16 protein-coding genes, 4 tRNA genes, 1 other RNA gene and 1 pseudogene are annotated in these 21,698 nt (G+C 53.4%); 19 read left to right on the forward strand and 3 right to left on the reverse strand.

What is annotated here, in order from left to right; translation table 11 throughout:
* Positions 1–33 precede the first annotated feature (33 nt).
* Entirely contained in the window at positions 34–2,094 is a 2,061-nt protein-coding gene (locus HA51_RS06060; protein WP_084933157.1) for an AsmA family protein, read from the forward strand.
* On the opposite strand, the gene ppiC is transcribed toward HA51_RS06060, so the two are convergent.
* Entirely contained in the window at positions 2,095–2,376 is a 282-nt protein-coding gene (ppiC, locus tag HA51_RS06065; RefSeq protein WP_084933160.1) for a peptidylprolyl isomerase PpiC, read from the reverse strand.
* A gap of 204 nt (positions 2,377–2,580) precedes the next feature.
* Here ppiC and rep point away from each other — a divergent pair, with 204 nt between their 5' ends.
* Positions 2,581–4,602, forward strand: a complete 2,022-nt coding sequence (gene rep / locus HA51_RS06070) for a DNA helicase Rep (protein ID WP_084933163.1) — start codon at positions 2,581–2,583, stop codon at positions 4,600–4,602.
* A 156-nt stretch (positions 4,603–4,758) separates the two neighbouring features.
* Here rep and ppx read toward each other — a convergent pair whose 3' ends face one another.
* Positions 4,759–6,243 (reverse strand): exopolyphosphatase, encoded by a 1,485-nt coding sequence (gene ppx / locus HA51_RS06075; RefSeq protein ID WP_084933166.1) that lies wholly within the window; start codon positions 6,241–6,243, stop codon positions 4,759–4,761.
* Positions 6,244–6,250: 7 nt separating this feature from the next.
* Positions 6,251–7,546 carry an ATP-dependent RNA helicase RhlB gene (rhlB, locus tag HA51_RS06080; protein ID WP_084933168.1) on the reverse strand — a complete coding sequence of 432 codons (1,296 nt, stop codon included), beginning with the start codon at positions 7,544–7,546 and terminating at the stop codon, positions 6,251–6,253.
* 116 nt (positions 7,547–7,662) lie between these two features.
* On the opposite strand from rhlB, the gene trxA reads away from it, so the two are divergent.
* The 17 genes and pseudogenes from trxA (at position 7,663) to HA51_RS06170 (ending at position 21,480) form a co-directional block, all read left to right on the forward strand.
* Positions 7,663–7,995, forward strand: coding sequence for a thioredoxin TrxA (gene trxA / locus HA51_RS06085; protein WP_084933172.1), 333 nt, complete (start codon positions 7,663–7,665; stop codon positions 7,993–7,995).
* 345 nt (positions 7,996–8,340) lie between these two features.
* Positions 8,341–9,600: a transcription termination factor Rho gene (gene rho, locus HA51_RS06095; RefSeq protein ID WP_084933178.1), complete on the forward strand. Its 1,260-nt coding sequence runs from the start codon at positions 8,341–8,343 to the stop codon at positions 9,598–9,600.
* A 278-nt stretch (positions 9,601–9,878) separates the two neighbouring features.
* Positions 9,879–10,955 carry a UDP-N-acetylglucosamine--undecaprenyl-phosphate N-acetylglucosaminephosphotransferase gene (wecA, locus tag HA51_RS06100; protein WP_084933332.1) on the forward strand — a complete coding sequence of 359 codons (1,077 nt, stop codon included), beginning with the start codon at positions 9,879–9,881 and terminating at the stop codon, positions 10,953–10,955.
* A 35-nt stretch (positions 10,956–10,990) separates the two neighbouring features.
* Positions 10,991–12,040 (forward strand): ECA polysaccharide chain length modulation protein, encoded by a 1,050-nt coding sequence (gene wzzE / locus HA51_RS06105; protein ID WP_084933181.1) that lies wholly within the window; start codon positions 10,991–10,993, stop codon positions 12,038–12,040.
* Positions 12,041–12,050: 10 nt separating this feature from the next.
* Positions 12,051–13,175, forward strand: coding sequence for a non-hydrolyzing UDP-N-acetylglucosamine 2-epimerase (gene wecB / locus HA51_RS06110; protein ID WP_084933184.1), 1,125 nt, complete (start codon positions 12,051–12,053; stop codon positions 13,173–13,175).
* Positions 13,176–13,177: 2 nt separating this feature from the next.
* Complete coding sequence (wecC, locus tag HA51_RS06115) at positions 13,178–14,437, forward strand: UDP-N-acetyl-D-mannosamine dehydrogenase (protein WP_084933189.1); 1,260 nt, start codon at positions 13,178–13,180, stop codon at positions 14,435–14,437.
* Positions 14,438–14,455: 18 nt separating this feature from the next.
* Positions 14,456–15,153 (forward strand): annotated as a pseudogene (gene rffC, locus HA51_RS06120) (dTDP-4-amino-4,6-dideoxy-D-galactose acyltransferase).
* The gene (gene rffA / locus HA51_RS06125) at positions 15,150–16,280 is read left to right on the forward strand and encodes a dTDP-4-amino-4,6-dideoxygalactose transaminase (RefSeq protein WP_084933192.1); all 1,131 of its coding nucleotides are present in this window, start codon (positions 15,150–15,152) and stop codon (positions 16,278–16,280) included. The pseudogene rffC and the gene rffA overlap by 4 nt, the downstream one beginning before the upstream one ends.
* Positions 16,280–17,533, forward strand: coding sequence for a lipid III flippase WzxE (gene wzxE, locus HA51_RS06130; RefSeq protein WP_084933194.1), 1,254 nt, complete (start codon positions 16,280–16,282; stop codon positions 17,531–17,533). The genes rffA and wzxE overlap by 1 nt, the downstream gene beginning before the upstream one ends.
* On the forward strand, positions 17,530–18,600 hold the full coding sequence (gene wecF / locus HA51_RS06135; protein WP_084933198.1) for a TDP-N-acetylfucosamine:lipid II N-acetylfucosaminyltransferase: 1,071 nt from the start codon (positions 17,530–17,532) through the stop codon (positions 18,598–18,600). Before wzxE ends, wecF begins: the two co-directional genes overlap by 4 nt.
* Complete coding sequence (gene wzyE / locus HA51_RS06140; RefSeq protein WP_084933200.1) at positions 18,597–19,955, forward strand: ECA oligosaccharide polymerase; 1,359 nt, start codon at positions 18,597–18,599, stop codon at positions 19,953–19,955. The genes wecF and wzyE overlap by 4 nt, the downstream gene beginning before the upstream one ends.
* 3 nt (positions 19,956–19,958) lie before the next feature.
* Positions 19,959–20,693 (forward strand): lipopolysaccharide N-acetylmannosaminouronosyltransferase, encoded by a 735-nt coding sequence (wecG, locus tag HA51_RS06145; RefSeq protein WP_084933202.1) that lies wholly within the window; start codon positions 19,959–19,961, stop codon positions 20,691–20,693.
* A gap of 158 nt (positions 20,694–20,851) precedes the next feature.
* Positions 20,852–20,928: transfer RNA gene (locus HA51_RS06150), tRNA-Arg, on the forward strand.
* A gap of 87 nt (positions 20,929–21,015) precedes the next feature.
* A tRNA-His gene (locus HA51_RS06155) sits at positions 21,016–21,091 on the forward strand.
* 16 nt (positions 21,092–21,107) lie between these two features.
* Positions 21,108–21,194, forward strand: a tRNA-Leu gene (locus HA51_RS06160).
* A 44-nt stretch (positions 21,195–21,238) separates the two neighbouring features.
* Positions 21,239–21,315: transfer RNA gene (locus tag HA51_RS06165), tRNA-Pro, on the forward strand.
* 35 nt (positions 21,316–21,350) lie between these two features.
* Positions 21,351–21,480: non-coding RNA, RtT sRNA (locus HA51_RS06170), on the forward strand.
* Positions 21,481–21,698 lie beyond the last annotated feature (218 nt).

Consider the following 21,698-nt stretch of genomic DNA (forward strand, 5'->3'; position numbering starts at 1 on the left):
AATTGAGACGTGGAACGGCAAGGAGGAAGCATAATGTCACGTACAGGAAAAATCCTGAGCTGGGTAATCGGGATTTTCGTATTGCTGATTGTGGTGGTCGTGGTGATTATCGCCACCTTTGACTGGAACCGCCTGAAACCTACGATCAACCAAAAAGTCTCAACTGAACTGAATCGGCCTTTCGCTATTCGCGGCGATCTTGGCGTGTCATGGGTGCGTAACCGCGAAGAACCCGGTTGGCGCAGCTGGGTGCCGTGGCCGCAGGTGCATGCCGACGACGTGATGCTCGGTAATCCGCCTACGATTCCTGATGTCACCATGGTGCATTTGCAGCGTGTCGAAGCCACACTCGCGCCGCTGGCCTTGCTACATAAGCAGGTTTATTTGCCCTGGATTAAGCTGCAGCAGCCAGACGCCCGCTTAGTGCAAACCGCCGACAAAAAGAACAACTGGACCTTTAATCTCGCCAGCAGTGAAAACAGCGATCCCAACGCGGCACCCTCCGCCTGGTCTTTCCGCCTCGACAACATCCTGTTCGACAAGGGGGAAGTGCGTTACCGCGATGCCATTAACAAGGCTGATGTGACGGTGACGATTAACCCACTCGGCAAACCGGTGCCTTATACACAAGTTGCTGGCGGTAATGACCAGCAGAAAGGTGCGGGCGATTTCGTGTTTGGCTGGCAGGCGAGCGGGACCTATAACAATCAGAAACTGGATGGCGATGGCAAGATCGGCGGCATGCTCTCGTTGCGCAGCAAAACCACGCCTTTCCCGTTACAGGTAGATGTGCGCAACGGCACCACACGTGTGCGCGTGGAGGGCACCTTGCAGGATCCGCTCAACCTCGGTGGTCTGGATGTGCGCCTGCGTTTCTCCGGCGATACGCTGGCGAATCTTTATGGCTTAACGGGCGTGCTGTTGCCCGATACGCCGCCGTATGAAACGGATGGCCATCTGATTGCCCGCTTCAATGATGCGAAAGGGCCGCTGTTCCAGTATGAGAAATTCAATGGTCATATCGGTGACAGTGATATTCATGGCTCGCTGACTTATCTTCAGGTAAAACCGCGACCCACCCTGACCGGTGAATTGAGTTCGAACCAGCTGCGTATGGCGGACTTAGGTCCGTTGATTGGGGTGAATTCCGGTAAAGGCAGTGAAAAGACCGAGAAGGCCAAAGCACAGCGTGGTGAAGCCTCAACGCAGCCTGCAGATCGCGTGTTACCGCATGACAAATTCGACACCAAAAGCTGGGACGTGATGGATGCGGATGTAAAGTTTAGCGGCAAGCGCATTGAGCACAGCAGTAAGTTACCGCTCAGCGATCTCTATACTCATCTGCAATTGAAAAATGGCGATTTGCTGTTAGATCCGCTGCGCTTCGGTATGGCCGGGGGCAGCATCAACTCCACCATCCATCTGGAAGGCGATAAAAGCCCGATGCGCGGTCGTGCTGACCTGCATGCACGTAAGTTACAACTGCGTCAGTTGTTCCCAGATGTCACAGCAATGCAGCGTAGCCTGGGTCAGTTGAATGGGGATGCCAGTCTAAGCGGCACCGGCAACTCCGTCGCCGACTTGCTTGGCACCAGCAATGGCGAGCTGAAACTGTTGATGAACGATGGCTTAATTAGCCGCAGCCTAATGGAAATAGCGGGGTTGAACGTCGGTAACTATGTGGTTGGCAAGCTGTTTGGTGATGATGAGGTACGCATCAACTGTGCAGCTACCGATCTCAACATTCGTCAGGGATTGGCCACGCCAAAAGTGTTCGTGTTTGATACCGAGAACGCGGTGATTAACGTCACCGGCAGCGCTAACTTTGCCAACGAACGGCTGGATTTGTCGGTTAACCCAGACAGTAAAGGGATTCGTATCATCACGCTGCGTTCACCGCTCTATGTGCGCGGCACGTTCAAAAATCCGGATGCGGGCGTGAAAGCGGGGCCGCTGATTGCACGTGGTGCTGCAGCCGTCGCGTTGGGTGCTGTTGTGGCACCGGCCGCAGCGCTATTGGCCCTGATTTCACCCAGTGACACCGATGCCAATCAGTGCAGCAACGTGCTGCAGCAGATGAAAAGTAAGAAGTGATCAGTTACGCCACAGCACTTTGATGATGTGGTAACCAAAGGCGGTTTTCACCGGTCCGTAGGGTTGCAGTAGCGGGCAGGAGAAAGCCGCCTTATCAAAGGCTGGCACCATTTGGCCCTTACGAAACTCACCCAAATCGCCACCGTTGCGGCCCGATGGGCAAGTGGAGTGTTTTTTCGCCAGTTGCTGGAAGTTCGCGCCCTTTTCCAGTTGGGCCAGCAGGGATTTGGCCTGTGCTTCATCCTTGACGAGGATGTGTAAAGCCGCCGCGGTTTTCGCCATGATCAAGTCTCAATGTGTATAATTGGCCCGCATTATAGCGTAATGCTTGTTGCCTGATGACGACACATATTGGTAGCGGCACGATTTCTTCTGCGATGAATCGCGCTGCTACCACTAAGTGCGCGCGATGAGCCATGGTATTCAGTGCGCAGCAGCAACGCTCCATCACAACCTTTTTTTGATTTAACTGAGTGAAATTCCGTTATGCGTTTAAACCCCGGCCAACAACGTGCTGTCGAATTTGTCACCGGTCCTTGCCTGGTGCTGGCCGGTGCGGGCTCCGGTAAAACTCGTGTTATCACCAATAAAATCGCCCACCTGATACGCGAGTGCGGCTATCAGGCGCGTCATATCGCTGCGGTGACCTTCACCAACAAAGCCTCACGTGAGATGAAAGAGCGTGTAGCGCAGACGTTAGGGCGCAAAGAGGCACGTGGCCTGATGATTTCCACCTTCCACACGCTGGGGCTGGAGATCATTAAACGCGAATACAAAGCGCTGGGGATGAAAGCGAGTTTCTCGCTGTTTGACGATCAGGATCAGCTGGCGCTGCTCAAAGACTTAACAAAACAGTGGCTGGAAGAGGATAAGACGCTGCTGCAGCAGCTGATCTCCACCATCTCAAACTGGAAAAATGACCTGATCGATCCGCAAGGTGCTGCCGGACTGGCGAAATCGCAACGCGACCAGATCTTCGCCCACTGCTATCAACTGTATGATCAGCATCTGAAATCCTGCAACGTGCTGGATTTTGACGACTTAATTGCATTGCCCACGCTTTTGCTGCAGCGCAATCAAGAAGTCCGTGAACGCTGGCAGCAGCGCATTCGCTATTTGCTGGTGGATGAATACCAGGATACCAACACCAGCCAGTATGAGCTGGTGAAACTGCTGGTGGGCAGCCGAGCACGTTTTACGGTGGTGGGGGATGACGACCAGTCGATCTACTCGTGGCGTGGCGCGCGTCCGCAAAACCTCGTGCTGTTGAAAGAGGATTTCCCCGCGCTGGAAGTGGTGAAGCTGGAGCAGAACTATCGTTCAACGCAGCGTATCCTCAAGTCTGCCAACATCCTCATCGCCAATAATCCTCATGTGTTTGAGAAGCGCCTGTTTTCCGAATTGGGCGAAGGCAGTGAGCTGAAGGTGCTGAGTGCGAACAACGAGGACCATGAGGCCGAGCGTGTGGCGGGTGAGCTGATTGCTCATCACTTCATCAATAAAACAGCCTACAAGGATTATGCGATTCTTTATCGCGGTAACCATCAGTCGCGTGTGTTTGAAAAGCAGCTGATGCAGAACCGTATTCCGTATCGCATTTCGGGTGGCACCTCGTTTTTCTCACGCCCAGAAATTAAAGATCTGCTCGCCTATTTGCGTGTACTGACCAACCAGGAAGATGACAGTGCTTTCCTGCGCATTGTTAACACACCTCGTCGCGAAATTGGTTCTGCAACGCTGCAAAAGCTGGGCGAGTGGGCCACGTTGCGTAACAAAAGTTTGTACCACGCCAGTTTTGATATGGGGCTGGAACAGACACTGAGCGGACGTGGGCTAGAACATCTGCAACGTTTTACCCACTGGCTGAATGAGATCATCCAACTTACCGAACGTGAACCTGTGCATGCCGTTCGTGACCTGATTCGCGGTGTCGATTACGAAAGCTGGTTATTCGAAACTTCACCGAGCCCGAAAGCGGCTGAAATGCGCATGAAAAACGTCAATACGCTGTTCCAGTGGATGACGGAAATGCTCGAAGGTGACGAATTGAACGAGCCGATGACGCTGGCACAGGTGGTCACACGCTTTACCCTGCGCGACATGATGGAACGCGGTGAGAGTGACGAAGAGAGCGATCAGGTGCAGCTGATGACATTGCATGCGTCGAAAGGGCTGGAGTTTCCGTATGTCTATCTGGTCGGCATGGAAGAGGGGCTGCTCCCTCATCAAAGCAGTATCGACGAGAACAACATCGAAGAGGAACGTCGCCTGGCGTATGTGGGTATCACCCGTGCGCAGAAAGAGCTGACGTTTACCTTATGCCGTGAACGCCGCCAATATGGTGAGTTAGTACGCCCAGAACCCAGCCGTTTTCTGCTGGAATTGCCACAAGATGATGTGGTGTGGGAGCGCGAGAAAAAAGTGGTGAGTGCGGAAGAGCGTGCCAAGACTGGGCAAACGCGGGTCGCAGGGTTACGCGCGATGCTCGAAAATGCGAAGAAGGGATAAATCCCAGCCGTTCGCTCAGGCCAAGCCTCAAGTGAGAACCGTTGCTAGCGTAGCGAGGCAAGGCGAAAAGTTCCCGGCAAAGCGGAGTTTACAGGCCGTAAATGAGCCTTTGACGGGAGCTTTTCAACGCAGCATCAGCAAGCGCAGCAGGTTCGATCAAGAGATAGTCAGCAGCCAGTGTACGTATGACTGGTAATGACTTTCCTGCTCCAATAATTCGGCACGCAGCGGATGCGCGTCCAGCCAACCGGCAGGCAGCGTCAGATGTAGCGCATCATCATCCGCCTGTAAACGTACCGCAGGCAGCGTGTCATCACGACGGCGGCTAGAGAAGATCAGCGCCAGACGCAGTAAACGACTAAGGCGCTCCGCCATGCGTGGGGGGACGGCATTCTGCTGTGTCAGTAAACCCAGGTCGATGCTGCCACTTTGGTTTTGCAGCAAGCAAGCCAGCATTTTTTTCTGTGCGGGGGTAAAACCAGGAAGATCGAGATGGCGAATCAAGTAAGCGGCATGCTGAGGGGCCTGACGGAAATCGACGCTGAGGCCAATTTCGTGGATCGAACAGGCGCTGAGCAGCAGATCGCGACATCGGTTATCCAGCTTCCAGACGCTGCTCACCTGACGGAAAAAGCTCTCGGCCAGCTGACGCACACGGCTCGCTTGTTCCACATCAATGGAAAAGCGACGCTGCACGTTTTGCAATGTACGGCTGCGGATATCACGATCGATAGGCAGATGCAGCATGCCATACACCAAACCTTCGCGCAGTGCCCCACCGGCCAACGTCATGCTATCAATGCTGAGTTCCTGGAAGATCGCGATGAGAATCGACAGCCCGCTTGGGAACACCAGCGCGCGCTCTAACGTCAGTCCTTCAATTTCCAGCTCTTCCAGTTTGCCGCACTGAATGGCGCGTTGTTTTAACTGCTGCAGTTTACTCAGGGTGATACGTTCATCCATGCCCTGCGCCACCATAATTTCCTGCAGAGCCTGCACCGTACCGGAGGCACCGACACAAATTTGCCAGCCTTTTTCCCGCAGTGCAGCGGCGACGGGGCGAATCATCTCGCGTGCCGCCAGTTCAGCTTGCTCGAAATTCTCTTTTGCCAGGTGGCGATCGCTAAAGAAACGCTCCAGCCAGGTGACGCACCCCATCGATAAACTAAACAGCGTGGTGGCATGCGACCCTTCACCTGTCACCAATTCGGTGCTACCGCCACCGATATCGACCACTAAACGCTGATCGGAACCCCCAGTGGTGTGAGCAACGCCTTGATAAATCAAGCGAGCTTCTTCTTCACCGCTGATAACGTTCACTGGACAACCCAGGATATCTTCCGCGCTGGTCAGAAAATCCTGCGCATTTTCAGCAAGGCGCAGCGTGGCGGTTGCGACCACGCGGATTTGCTCAGGGGGAATGTCCTGCAATTGTTCGGAAAAGAGTTTCAGACATTGCCAGCCGCGCTGCATCGCCTCTGTAGAGAGATGATTGGCTTTGTCCAGGCCGGCAGCCAGACGGACTTTGCGCTTTATACGCGCAACGGTCTGAATACTGCCGGACACTTCGCGCACCACCAACATATGAAAGCTGTTAGAGCCTAAATCAATCGCAGCATAAAGTGACGATGCGCTTAGCATGGTGTGCTTAACTCGGACGTTTACGGTTGTTATTGCGTGGTGCGCCACTGCGACGATTACTGTTGTTACCGCCACGGCGTGGACCGTTTCCTGAACGGCTGCGTTGCAGACGTTTTGGCGGTGGCAGTTCACTCATCAGTGCGTCGCTGTTGTACTTGCTCACCGGAATCCCGTGGCCAATGTACTCTTCGATTGCAGGCAGATTCAACGCGTACTCTTCACAGGCCAAGCTGATGGAGTGACCACTGGCACCCGCGCGGCCGGTACGGCCAATACGGTGTACATAGTCTTCACGATCGTCAGGCAGATCAAAGTTAAACACGTGGGTCACTGCAGGGATATGCAAACCGCGTGCGGCAACATCCGTGGCGACCAGGATATCCAGATCACCTTTGGTGAAGTCGTCGAGAATGCGTAAACGTTTTTTCTGTGCCACATCACCGGTCAGCAAGCCCACGCGGTGACCATCGGCAGCCAGGTGGCCCCAGATGTCTTCACAACGGTGTTTGGTATTGGCAAAAATGATGGCGCGATCGGGCCACTCTTCTTCCAACAGGGTTTGCAGCAGGCGCATCTTCTCTTCGTTAGAAGGATAGAAAAGTTCTTCTTTGATGCGGTGGCCGGTTTTTTGCTCAGGCTCGACTTCCACATACTCGGCGTTGTTCATGTGTTCGAACGCCAGCTCACGTACACGGTAAGAAAGCGTTGCAGAGAACAACATACTCAGACGCTGGGTGGCCGGCGGCATGCGGCGGAACAGCCAGCGGATGTCTTTAATAAAGCCGAGATCGAACATGCGATCGGCTTCATCCAATACCACGACCTGAATGGCGCCGAGGTTGATATGATTTTGTTTAGCGTAATCGATAAGACGACCGGTGGTGCCCACCAGAATATCGACGCCATCAGCTAACACTTTCAGCTGTTTGTCGTAGCCATCACCGCCATAAGCCAGACCGAGCTTCAGACCGGTCGCTTGCGACAGCGGCTCAGCATCGGCATGAATCTGCACGGCGAGTTCACGCGTCGGGGCCATGATCAGCGCGCGTGGCTGATTAATCTGGCGGCCTTCAGCGGCTGGATGAGAAAGAAGATGATGAAACGTTGACGTCAGAAACGCCATCGTTTTGCCGGTACCGGTTTGCGCCTGACCCGCGACATCACGCCCTGAAAGCGCAAAAGGCAACGCGAGCGCCTGAATAGGCGTGCAATGATGAAAGCCTTTAGTATCAAGGGCTTCCACTACCTGTGGGTGCAGGGCGAAGTCGGAAAACTTCTGTTCAGTTAAGTGTGTTTTGCTCATAGTGTGGTAGAATATCAGCTTACTAGCGCTTTACGAAAGCGTATCCGATGAAATAAAGTCAACCTACGTTGGTATTATTTACGCCAATTCGCCAGGCACAATCTTTGGAGTTAAACATGAGCAGCGATAAAATCGTTCACTTGACCGATGACAGTTTCGAGACTGACGTGCTGAAAGCCGACGGTGTCACTCTGGTAGATTTCTGGGCTGAATGGTGTGGTCCTTGCAAAATGATCGCCCCAATTCTCGACGAAGTCGCAGAAGAGTATGACGGTAAGCTTACCATCGCCAAGTTGAATATTGATGACAACCCGGGCACGGCGCCAAAATACGGCATTCGTGGTATCCCGACACTGCTGCTGTTCAAGGACGGCGAAGTGGCTGCCACTAAAGTTGGCGCACTGTCTAAAGGTCAGTTGAAAGAGTTCCTGAACGCCAACCTGGCCTAAGCTCAGCACGGTGTTGTTCTGCAGTGGTGAATTTTTTCGCCACTGCTGGACGTCTCCTTTCAGGCGTGTTAAGTTGACCTCACTGCATTACGCTCTTACCTTGTAGTTTGCATCTTAAAGTTTTCCCTTGTCAGACCCTGCTCGCATTGAACGTTATCGTGGTTTGGCAATCTGATGACTAGCACATTCGGCATCACCTTTCGACCTTCTCTTCGTTTCCTATCGCCACACCTGACGATAATCGTCGAGCAGAGTTGAAAAAGAGCCATTAACAGGCATGGAATTTTCGCCATACCACCCACGACAATCATTTCGAGAATTACCCCGAGTTTAAGAACCCTCACTATGAATCTTACCGAATTAAAGAACACGCCGGTTTCTGAGCTGATTACCCTCGGCGAAAATATGGGTCTGGAAAACCAGGCACGTATGCGCAAGCAGGATATTATTTTCTCTATCCTCAAGCAGCATGCGAAAAGTGGCGAAGACATCTTCGGTGACGGTGTGTTGGAGATATTACAGGACGGATTTGGTTTCCTCCGTTCTGGAGACAGCTCCTACCTCGCCGGTCCTGATGATATCTACGTTTCCCCTAGCCAAATCCGCCGTTTCAACCTCCGCACTGGTGACACCATCTCTGGCAAAATTCGTCCGCCAAAAGAGGGTGAACGTTACTTTGCGCTGTTGAAAGTTAACGAAGTTAACTACGACAAGCCGGAAAACGCGCGTAATAAGATTCTGTTCGAAAACCTCACGCCGCTGCACGCGAATAATCGTATGCGCATGGAGCGCGGTAATGGCTCAACTGAAGATCTGACAGCTCGCGTATTGGATCTGGCTTCGCCAATTGGTCGTGGTCAGCGTGGTCTGATCGTGGCACCGCCGAAAGCCGGTAAAACGATGTTGCTGCAGAATATCGCGCAGAGCATCGCTTACAATTATCCGGACTGCGTATTGATGGTGCTGCTGATTGACGAACGTCCGGAAGAAGTGACCGAGATGCAGCGTCTGGTAAAAGGCGAAGTGATTGCTTCTACCTTTGACGAACCGGCATCTCGCCACGTTCAGGTTGCAGAGATGGTGATCGAGAAGGCTAAGCGTCTGGTCGAACACAAGAAAGACGTTATCATCTTGCTGGACTCCATTACCCGTCTGGCGCGTGCCTACAACACCGTGGTACCGGCTTCCGGTAAAGTGTTGACCGGTGGTGTGGATGCCAACGCCCTGCATCGTCCGAAGCGTTTCTTCGGTGCAGCACGTAACGTGGAAGAGGGCGGCAGCCTGACCATCATCGCCACCGCGCTGGTTGATACCGGTTCGAAGATGGACGAAGTGATTTACGAAGAATTTAAAGGTACAGGTAACATGGAACTGCACCTGTCACGTAAAATCGCAGAAAAACGTGTGTTCCCAGCGATCGATTACAATCGCTCAGGCACCCGTAAAGAAGAACTCCTCACCACGCAGGAAGAGCTGCAGAAAATGTGGATCCTGCGCAAAATCATCCATCCGATGGGTGAAATTGACGCGATGGAGTTCCTCATCAATAAACTGGCGATGACCAAAACCAACGATGAATTCTTCGATATGATGAAGCGTTCATAAGTTGGCGAAAGTGAATCGCTAAGCGAAGCGATTCGCGCGCACAATTTGCCAGGATTTATTGCTAACGCCACGTCTTAACGTGGCGTTTTTTATTTATGGGCATTACGATTAGCCCAGTCAGGAAGCAATATGATGATTGTGTCGGAGAAGTGCTGATTTTTTCAGCAGTCAGGCTGGTGGCAGACATAATTCGGACAAAGGATATACGGCAATGGCAAGGATCTTGCTAATTGTTGTCGATGATTTTAGCTGAGAGCGTTAACGTGAATTTACTCACTATGAGTACTGAGCTGGGTTTAGTTTTTCTTTTTACCTTAGTGTTCCTATTTTTTGCTCGTAAAGCAGCTAACAAAATTGGGTTGGTAGATACCCCTAATTCAAGAAAACGACACCATGGCGCCATTCCGTTAGTCGGGGGGATTTCCGTCTATGCCGGGATCTGCTTCGCTTTTGCTATTTCAGATTATTATCTACCTCATGCCGAGCTCTATTTGAGCTGTGCGGGTGTGTTAGTGCTGGTAGGCGCGCTGGACGATCGCTTCGATATCAGCGTTAAAATCCGCGCGATAGTTCAGGCCGCTGTCGCCATTGTGATGATGGTTGGCGCGAAGCTGTATCTGTTGAGCCTGGGGTTTATTATCGGCCCTGTTGAGCTCGTTGTCGGCCCCTTCGGCTACGTGTTGACACTGTTTGCCGTCTGGGCCGCGATTAATGCCTTTAACATGGTGGATGGAATTGATGGTCTGCTGGGTGGGCTCGCCAGCGTGACCTTCGCCGCCATGGGTATCATCCTCTATTTCGATGGGCAAACCAGCCTTGCGATGTGGTGTTTCGCCATGATAGCCGCCACCATCCCCTATATTTTGCTCAATCTGGGTCTGATTGGTCGTCGCTACAAAGTGTTTATGGGTGACGCTGGCAGTACCATGATCGGCTTTACCATCATCTGGATTCTGCTGGAAACCACGCAAGGCCTTAGCCATCCAATTACCCCAGTGACCGCGCTGTGGCTGATTGCCATTCCACTGATGGATATGGTGGCCATTATGTATCGCCGCCTGCGTAAAGGTATGAGCCCGTTTTCGGCAGACCGTCAGCACATTCATCATCTCATTATGCGCGCCGGCTTTACCTCTCGTCAGGCTTTTGTCCTGATTACGGTCGCTGCGGCGATTTTGGCGGGTATTGGTGTATTGGGTGAATACCTTGCCTTCATCCCGGAATGGGTGATGTTGGTGTTGTTCCTGATGGCGTTTTTCCTTTACGGCTATTGCCTGAAACACGCCTGGCGCGTGGCACGTAAAATACGTCGCATTAAACGTCGCTGGCAAAGTAGCGTCGAAGATAAAAAATAAATTACCCCATCAGTTCCCGGATAAGGACTTTTGTTATGACCTCTGTGGTTGTGGAGAACGAACTCGATGTGCGCGGCCTGGGCTGCACACTCTGGCGCGGTAAGCGCTGGATTATTGGCTGCGCGTTGGTGTTTGCCGTGCTGGCATGGCTGGCTTCAATGCTAATGAAACAGGCGTGGAGCACCACGGCGGTGACCGATCGCCCCACGGTGAATATGCTGGGCGATTTCTTCGTACAGCAACAATTCCTCAATAATCTTGATGTGCGGACCAACACCCTTAACCTCAACACGCCCGCACCAACGGTGATGGATGAGGTTTATCAGGAGTTCACCATGCAGCTGGCCTCCTGGGATACGCGCCGAGATTTTTGGCAACAGACGGATTACTACAAAAGTCGCAAAAGTGGCAATGCGCATAACGATGCCGCGCTGCTGGATGATTTAATTACCAATATCCAGTTCACGCCAGCCGATCCAGCACACAATACGCTGGATAATATTAAGTTGATTGCCGAAACGGCCAGCGATGCCAATAACCTACTGCGTCAATATATCGCTTACGCCAGTGAACGTGCCGCGCGCCATCTGAATACTGAACTGAAGGGTGCCTGGCAGGCACGCAGTGCGCAATTGCTGGCGCAGGTTAATCGCCAGCAAGAAGTGGCGCAGGCGGTATTTGATCGCCAGCGTCAACGTATTGAGCAGGCACTGAAAGTGGCCAGCGAACAGGGCATCAAAGAGAACCGTGCCCCGGTGACGGGCGCAGCATTACCAGACAGCGATCGCTTCCTGCTGGGACAGCAAATGTTGCAGGCACAGCTCGATACGTTGCAGGCCAGCGGTCCCGCTTATGATTTAAGCTATGATCAAAACAGGGCGATGCTGGGTACGTTACAGGCAGGTGCGCGTCTGGATAAACCCTTCCAGACATATCGATACTTGCGTACACCGGAAGAGCCGGTATCGCGCGACAGTCCGCGCCGTTTGTTTATGATGATTATGTGGGGCGTCATTGGCGCGCTGGTGGGATCAGGCGTCGCGCTGGTTCGCCGTCCGCGTCCAACGTCACCTATCAGCCATTAAGAGAAGCCACGTGAAAGTTCTGACCGTATTTGGCACGCGTCCTGAGGCGATCAAAATGGCTCCGCTGGTGCAAGCGCTGGCACAGGATGACGCGTTTGAAGCACGCTTATGTGTTACCGCACAGCACCGTGAAATGCTCGATCAGGTATTGCGCCTGTTTAAACTGCAGCCTGATTATGATCTCAACATCATGCGCCCGGAGCAGGGGCTGACGGAGATCACCAGCCGTATTCTGCAGGGAATGAAAACGGTGCTCGCCGATTTTCAGCCTGACCTGGTCCTGGTGCATGGTGATACGACCACGACGTTCGCTGCTAGCCTCGCTGCGTTCTATCATCAGATTCCGGTGGGGCACGTGGAAGCGGGATTACGCACCGGGAACCTGATGTCGCCGTGGCCGGAAGAGGCCAACCGCACGTTAACCGGCCATCTGGCCAGCTACCACTTTACGCCAACCGAAAATTCGCGTCAGAACCTGCTACGCGAGAATCTGCCCGATGCGCGCATTTTTGTCACCGGCAACACAGTAATTGATGCGCTGCTGTGGGTGCGCGATCGCGTGTTAGATGATGTCGATCTCAATGCACGCTTAGCGGCACGTTATCCATTTCTGGACGCTGATAAGAAACTGATCCTGGTGACGGGCCATCGTCGGGAGAGCTTCGGCGGAGGGTTCGAGCGTATTTGCAGCGCACTGGCGCAGATTGCGCGTCAGCATCCACAGACACAGATTGTTTATCCGGTGCACCTCAACCCGAATGTCAGCGAGCCGGTAAATCGTATTCTCAGCGGGATCGACAACATCATTCTAATTGAGCCGCAAGAGTACTTGCCGTTTGTCTGGTTGATGAACCGATCCTGGTTAATCCTGACCGATTCGGGTGGTATTCAGGAAGAGGCGCCATCTCTGGGCAAACCGGTTCTGGTGATGCGTGACACCACCGAACGTCCAGAAGCGGTTGATGCAGGTACGGTGAAACTGGTGGGTACTGACGTGAGCAAAATCGTCGCTGAAGTCAGCCTGCTGCTACAGGATGATGAGGCCTGGCAGGTGATGAGCCGTGCGCATAATCCTTATGGCGATGGCCAAGCCTGTGCGCGCATCTTGCAGGCATTAAAACAATACAGAGTATAAAGATGAGTTTTGAAACCATTTCCGTTATCGGACTGGGCTACATTGGGCTGCCAACGGCAGCTGTTTTTGCCTCAAAGGGAAAGAACGTGATCGGCGTGGACATCAATGTTCACGCGGTTGAAACCATTAATCGCGGCGATATCCACATTGTCGAACCCGAATTAGGGGATGTGGTGCGTGAAGCCGTAAAAGCGGGTCATTTGCGTGCCACCACGCAAGCGGAAGCCGCAGATGCCTTTCTGATCGCGGTGCCAACGCCCTTCATGGGCGATCACCAACCGGATCTCAGCTACGTCAAAGCGGCGGCACTGTCGATTGCGCCTGTGCTCAAAGCGGGCGATTTAGTGATTCTGGAGTCCACTTCACCCGTCGGCGCGACGGAGCAAATGGCCGAATGGCTGGCTGAAGCGCGTCATGATCTGCGCTTCCCTCAGCATGGTGACGACTGCAACGTGCATATCGCTTATTGCCCTGAGCGCGTACTGCCCGGGAAAGTGATGGTTGAGTTGCTGGAAAATGATCGGGTGATCGGCGGCATGACGCCAGCCTGCTCGGCCCGCGCCAGCGATCTCTACCGCATTTTCTTGCGCGGCGAATGTGTTGAAACCAACGCGCGCACGGCTGAGATGTGCAAACTCACCGAAAATAGCTTCCGTGACGTCAACATTGCTTTCGCCAATGAGCTGTCGCTGATCTGTGCTGAGCAAGGGATTAACGTATGGGAACTGATTGCGCTGGCAAACCGCCATCCACGCGTCAACATCCTACAGCCTGGTCCTGGTGTCGGTGGGCACTGTATCGCCGTCGATCCCTGGTTTATCGTGGCGCAAAACCCAGACTTGGCACGTTTGATTCGCGTCGCGCGTGAAGTCAATGATGCAAAACCCGCGTGGGTGCTGGATCAGGTCAAACAACAGCTGGCGGAGTGCCTGACCGCCTCGGGTAAACGAGCCAACGAGGTGACCATCGCCTGCTTTGGTCTGGCCTTTAAGCCTAACATCGACGACTTACGTGAAAGCCCAGCCATGACGGTGGCCCACCTGATTGCCGAATGGCACAGTGGTTGTACGCTGGTGGCGGAGCCACATGTGTCGAAAATCCCCACTCGGCTGGCTGATGAAGCGACCCTGGTTTCCATTGAAGATGCGCTACAGCAGGCAGATATCCTGGTCATGCTGGTTGATCACGCGCAGTTCCGTGCGATTCCGATGAGCCAAATCACACAGCCGTGGATCGTCGATACTAAAGGTGTCTGGCGATAATTTCACAGGAGCTTCTCCATGCCCGTCCGCGTCAGTATTGATCCCCTTGCGTGGGAGAGCGATTTCTTTGGCGTAAACAGTGCACGTGTGGCGCTGGATGGCGAGATGACTTTGCAAGATGCGTTACAGCAGCCTTATACGTTATGGCAGGCTAAAGTGCCGGCTGAACGCATTGAGGTGATTGATGCCTGAGTCAGCAGGGTTTTCAGTTGGTCGAAGGTGAAGCTGACCTCGCGATCAATATTAAGCGGACTGAACGGCAGGTGGGTGTGCGTATTGCGCGTGAGGCGCAAATTCCGGCGTTGCGCGATGTCGCCTCTCAGGCATTTCGCCAGAGCCGCTTCCGTGCACCTTGGTTCCATCCAGATGACAGCGGGCGTTTCTACGCGCAATGGATTGAGAATGCCGTTCGCGGCACCTTTGATCATCAATGCTTAGTCGCATGCGATGAAACCGGCGTCTTGCAGGGATTCGTCTCGATGCGTGAAGTGGAAGGTGATGCACGTATTGGTTTGCTGGCAGTGCAGCCTGAAGCACAAGGCAAAGGCATAGGTCAGCGTTTACTGCTGGCGGCGGCAGACTGGGGCCGTGTACGTCAGCTCGAATGCCTGCGTGTGGCCACTCAGCTTAGCAACCTTACAGCCATGCGCCTCTATTTACGCAGCGGTGCCCGGCTCGAAAGCACCGCTTACTGGTTCTACAGGAAAGCCTCATGATCCCATTTAATGCGCCTCCGATTGTAGGCAGCGAAGTTGAATATATGCAGTCGGCCATGGCCAGCGGCAAGCTGTGCGGCGATGGGGGGTTTACCCGTCGCTGTCAGCAGTGGATGGAACAGCACTTTGGCAGCAAGAAAGTCTTGTTGACGCCATCCTGCACCGCTTCGCTCGAAATGGCCGCGCTGCTCATTGATATCCAGCCTGGCGATGAAGTGATCATGCCAAGCTACACCTTCGTCTCAACCGCTAATGCCTTCGTGCTGCGTGGCGCGACCATCGTTTTTGTTGATGTGCGCCCTGATACCCTCAACATAGATGAAACGCTGACCGAAGCCGCTATTACGGCGAAAACCCGCGCTATTGTGCCGGTACATTACGCGGGCGTCGCCTGCGAAATGGACAGCATTATGGCGCTGGCAGCGAAGCATAAGTTGTTTGTGATTGAGGATGCGGCTCAAGGCGTGATGTCGCAGTACAAAGGCCGCGCGTTGGGCACCATTGGTCATATTGGCTGCTTTAGTTTCCATGAAACCAAAAACTACACCGCGGGTGGTGAAGGCGGTGCGACGTTGATTAACGACGCAAAGCTGGTGGAACGTGCAGAGATCATCCGAGAGAAAGGCACCAATCGCAGCCAGTTCTTTCGCGGACAAGTGGATAAATACACCTGGCGTGATATCGGCTCCAGCTATCTCATGGCGGATCTGCAAGCGGCCTACTTATGGGCACAGCTGGAGGCGGCAGAGCGGATTAACCAGCAGCGTCTGCGCTTGTGGCAACGTTATTATGATGCGCTACAGCCGCTGGCGGCGGCCGGACGTATCGAATTACCCGTGGTGCCGAAAGATTGCCGCCACAACGCACACATGTTCTACATCAAACTGCGCGACAGTGACGATCGCCAGGCGCTGATCAACTGGATGAAAGAAGCTGAGATCCTCACGGTATTCCACTATATCCCGCTGCACTCATCGCCAGCAGGCGAACGTTTTGGCCGCTTCCACGGTGATGATGTGTTCACTACCCCGGAGAGTGAACGTCTACTTCGCCTGCCGTTGTTCTACAACCTGACAGACAATAACCAGCGCACAGTCATCAGTTCGCTATTGAGCTTTTTCGCCTGATGTCGCTCGCGAAAGCTTCAGTCTGGACGGCCTCTTCAACACTGGTAAAAATCATCGCCGGTTTGTTAGTGGTGAAATTGTTAGCCGTCAGCTTTGGCCCAGAAGGTGTCGGACAGGCGGGTAACTTTCGCCAATTGATTACCGTATTAGGCGTGCTGGCCGGTGCGGGTATTTTCAATGGCGTGACGACGTACGTCGCACAGTTTCAGCAGCAGCCAGCGCAATTGCGCGCTGTAGCAGGCACGGCATCAGCCATGGTGCTGGCCTTTTCAACCTTGGTGGCCTTGGTATTCTTGCTGGCCGCCGGACCTATCAGCCATGCACTTTTTGGCCATGAGCACTATGCCAATGTGGTGCGTATTGTCGCGTTTCTGCAATTGGGTATCGCTTGGGCTAATTTGACGCTGGCATTGCTAAAGGGCTTTCGTGATGCGCGCGGCAATGCGCTGGCGTTGATTGCGGGCAGCCTGGTTGGCGTGCTGGGCTATGTCTTGTGTTGGTGGCTGGGCGGATATGCTGGGGCGTTAGTGGGCTTAGCCTTAGTTCCGGCCTTATTGGTGTTTCCGGCTCTCCTGATGCTGCGTCGCCATCACCAGGTGTTGCCATTGAGCTGGCTTAAACCTTCATGGCAGCCTGAGTTGGCGCGTAATCTGGCGAAATTTACGCTGATGGCGCTGATCACCTCCGTCACCTTACCGGTGGCGTGGGTAATGATGCGTAATTTGCTGGCACAACAGCAAGGCTGGGCGCAGGTGGGATTGTGGCAGGGCGTGACCAGCATTTCTGATGCTTACCTGCAGTTTATCACCGCGACCTTTAGCGTCTGGTTATTACCCACGCTGGCGCGATTAGAGCATAAGCCGCAGATTGCGCGTGAGATTTGGCGTGCACTGCGTTTTGTACTGCCCGCCGTTGCCGCCGCCAGTTTTTGTGTGTGGCTGCTGCGTGATGTGGCTATCTGGCTGCTGTTCTCACCGCAATTTGCCGCGATGCGGGACCTTTTTGTCTGGCAGTTGTGCGGTGACGTCTTTAAAGTAGGCGCCTATGTTTTTGGATACCTGGTGATCGCTAAAGCATCGCTACGTTTCTATATTCTGACGGAAATCAGCCAGTTCGCGCTGTTGACCGCGTTCTCTCATTGGCTGATCCCATTACATGGTACGGCCGGAGCCGCACAAGCCTATATGGCGACCTACGTGCTCTACTTCGCCCTTTGCTGTGGCGCTTTTTTGATTTATTGCCGGAAAAAATGACTTTATTTCACGTGCTGGGATCGGATATCCCGCATCACAATCATACCGTGTTGCGCTTCTTTAATGAGGTGATTAACCGCGAGCTGCCGGGCGATGCGCCGCGTCAGTTTATGGTAGTGACCTCTGCACCAGAGGCACTTCAGGCATACACGGCGTTGCATATCGAAACTTTCACCAGTAAGCGTGCGTTGGCGCAGGCGGTCATCGCACGGGCTGCCGACCGCTCGCAACGTTTCTTCTTTCATGGGCAGTTTAATCCGCAAATCTGGCTGGCATTGCTGAGCGGTAAACTTCGCCGTCAGCAGGCGTTCTGGCATATCTGGGGCGCCGATTTCTATGAAGAAGGGCGTGGGCTGAAGTATCAGTTGTTTTATCTGCTGAGACGTCTGGCGCAGAACCGAATCGCACAGGTGTTCGCGACGCGTGGAGATTTGCACGAGTTCCAGCAGCACCATCCCCGAGTGCCAACCTCGCTGCTCTATTTCCCCACGCGTATGCCAGAGGCTGCGGTGCCTGGCAGTATGGTGAGCGACGATTTTACGGTTCTGCTGGGCAACTCAGGCGATCGGAGTAATCGCCACATTGAGGGTTTGCAGGCTATCCACGCTCAGTTTGGTGGCAAGGTGAAGGTGTTGGTGCCGCTCGGCTACCCGGAAAACAATCAGGTTTATATCGACGAGATCAGTGCGGCGGCGCAGCGTTTGTTTCCGCAAGGTCAGGTGACGTTGCTGCGCGATAAGATAGATTTTGACACCTATCTGCAATTGCTCAGTCGCTGCCAGCTCGGTTATTTTATGTTCGAACGTCAGCAGGGTATTGGCACGCTGTGTTTACTGATTCAAGCCAATATCCCGTTTGTCCTGAATCGAAAAAACCCGTTTTGGCGCGATCTGAGCGAGCAAGGATTACCGGTGCTGTTTAGTGAAGATGAACTGGATGCGGCACGTGTCGCCGAAGCGCAGCGTCAATTGGCGCACTGCGATAAATCCTCGATTGCCTTTTTTTCCCCAGGTTACCTGGCTGGCTGGCGCCACGCGCTGAGCCAGTGTGAAAGGGAGAGAACATGAGCCTGATGCAGTTTAGTGGTCTGCTGGTGGTTTACCTGCTTTCGTTGGGCTTTATTTTGACCCTGACCTGGCGGGAATTTAAACGGGTGCGTTTCAACTTCCACCTGTTCTTTACCATTCTGTTTTTACTGACTTTTTACTTTGGCTTCCCACTGACCAGCGTGCTGGTTTTCCGTTTCAACGTCGAAGTGGTTCCGCCGGAATTTTTGCTGCAAGCCCTGCTTGCCGCCACCAGTTTCTACGCGATTTATTACGTCAGCTACAAAGTCCGTCTCAGGCCGGTTAACGCGCCGCCGCGTAAACCGTGGCTGCAAATGAACCGGGTGGAAACGCATCTTACGTGTGTGCTGCTGGCACTGGTCGCGATTGGCACGGTCGCGGTGTTCTTTATGCACAATGGCCTGTTGCTGTTTAGGCTTTCTGCGTACAACCAGATCTTCTCCAGTGAAGTGTCAGGCGTGGCGCTGAAACGCTTCTTCTATTTCTTCATTCCTGCAATGTTGATTCGCTATTTCCTCAATCCGACACAGCGTCAGTGGCTGTGGTTTTTGCTGGTATCGGTCGCGTTCGGATTGCTGACCTACGCTCTGGTGGGCGGGACGCGCGCCAACATCATCATTGCCTTCGCTCTGTTCTTGTTTATCGGTATTACGCGCGGCTGGATAACGCTATGGATGCTGGTGGGTGCGGGTGTGATGGCGGTTGCTGGCATGTTCTGGTTGGCGCTGCGCCGCTATAACCTTGATGTGGTGGGTGATGAAGCGTTCTATACCTTCCTTTATTTGACCCGAGACACGTTCTCACCGTGGGAAAACCTGGCGCTATTACTGCAAAACTACGACAAGATTGATTTTCAGGGGTTGGCACCGATCTGGCGTGACTTTTACGTCTTTATCCCAAGCTGGCTATGGCCTGGGCGCCCGTCAATCGTGTTAAACAGCGCCAACTATTTTACCTGGGAAGTGCTGAACAACCATTCTGGACTCGCGATTTCACCCACGCTATTGGGCTCGCTATTGGTGATGGGCGGCGTTTGGTTTATTCCGCTGGGCGCGATTGCGGTCGGTTGGCTGATGAAAGGATTTGATAACCTTTACCTGCATGGCCGCGATGCGGAGAACCGTTACAGCGGCGCCATTTTGCAAAGCTTCTGTTTTGGCGCGGTGTTTAACATGATCGTGCTGGCACGTGAAGGGCTGGATGCGTTTGGCTCTCGTGTGGTGTTCTTTTGCGTAATTTTTGCTGCCTGCATGGTAGCGGCTAAATTGCTGTACTGGCTATTCGCTCGCGCGGGACTGATTCGCCCGCGCAGCAAACCGGTGTTTAACAGCCTTTCATCACCTTTGGGAAAATGATTAATGGAAACCGATAAGCCGCGCCATTCGTTGCGCGGCGTCGATCTTCACGCGTTTAACGATATGGATAGCTTCCTGCATTTCCTCCTGCCAGATGGCCAGCCACGTAATGGTACGCTGGTGGCGATGAATGCCGAGAAAATGCTTACGCTCGAAGAAGATGCTCAGCTGCGTGCGCTGATTGCCGAGGCGGAATTCAAGTATCCAGATGGCATCAGCATCGTGCGTTCATTACGTAAAAAGTATCCTGAATTACAGGTGAGCCGCATTGCTGGGGCTGATTTGTGGGAAGCCCTAATGGAGCGCGCAGGCCGAACTGGCATTCCTGTGTTTCTGATTGGTGGCCGCCAGGCTGTGCTGGATGAAACCTGCGACAAGCTGCGTCGTCAGTGGAATGTGAACATTGTGGGCAGTCAGGATGGTTATTTTGCGCCAGCCGAACGTGATGAGCTGTTCGCCCGCATTGCAGCAAGTGGCGCGAAGATAGTCACCGTGGCGCAGGGCTCGCCGCGTCAGGAGCTGTTGATGCGTGATTGTCGCGAACACTGGCCCCAGGCCCTCTACATGGGCGTGGGTGGAACTTACGATGTTTTCACGGGACATGTCACCCGCGCGCCACGTATCTGGCAGAATTTAGGCCTTGAGTGGCTGTATCGTCTTATTCGTCAGCCCTCACGTTTGCGTCGTCAGTTAAAACTGCTGAAATATTTGCGCTATCACTGGCGTGGCGATCTCTGATATCGCTGATTTATTCAGCAATTCCCGGGCGCCAGACAATGAAACTGCCTCATTTATCGACGGAATGCACAAAGCGTAAGCAAACGCGTTTTTTTTATAAAAAAGGGCTGGACAGTATGAGGGCAAGCCCGTAGTATGCCCATCCGCAACGGCGCTACGCGCCCGTAGCTCAGCTGGATAGAGCGCTGCCCTCCGGAGGCAGAGGTCTCAGGTTCGAATCCTGTCGGGCGCGCCATTTAGTTTGTGCGCAAGAGCTTCGGTGGTTGGTTAACCGCGTTATGCAGTGAAAAGTAAGCAGGAATGCTTACGCACCAGAATTATGGTGGCTATAGCTCAGTTGGTAGAGCCCTGGATTGTGATTCCAGTTGTCGTGGGTTCGAGTCCCATTAGCCACCCCAGATTTTGCTCGGACACGCGATGGTGGCGGAATTGGTAGACGCGCTAGCTTCAGGTGTTAGTGTTCTTACGGACGTGAGGGTTCAAGTCCCTCCCTTCGCACCAAGCAAAATTACGCAGTAGCGTGAAGAAGTAGAGAAGTAAAAAATCGGCGAGTAGCGCAGCTTGGTAGCGCAACTGGTTTGGGACCAGTGGGTCGGAGGTTCGAATCCTCTCTCGCCGACCATATTTGAAGAAACCTGTTTGAAAAAACAGGTTTTTTTTCGTCTGTAGTTTAAGAGGATGAGAACCTCCGAAGGAGGTTTGAGCCGAGCGCAGCGAGACAACGTTGCTTTAGCAACGGCCCGCAGGGCGCTTATCGCAGAGAAGCGTAATCCTCTCTCGTCGACCCTATTCGAAAAGCCTGCTTGAAAAAGCAGGCTTTTTCGTTTGTATCTTTCTAAATCATTTCATCATGTATGTCGTCGGATACGCAAAAGTAACACTCGCTATTGTCGCTTTTATGAGACGTCTATCTCATTGATATTAAACATGCTTACAGTTCCTTGCATAGCTTGTCGCTCTGGGGAGACATCTCTCAGCAGGAATGTCGCGAGATTACGACAGGGC

This window comes from Pantoea rwandensis (assembly GCF_002095475.1).
In the GTDB taxonomy this organism is placed as follows: Bacteria; Pseudomonadota; Gammaproteobacteria; order Enterobacterales; family Enterobacteriaceae; genus Pantoea; species Pantoea rwandensis.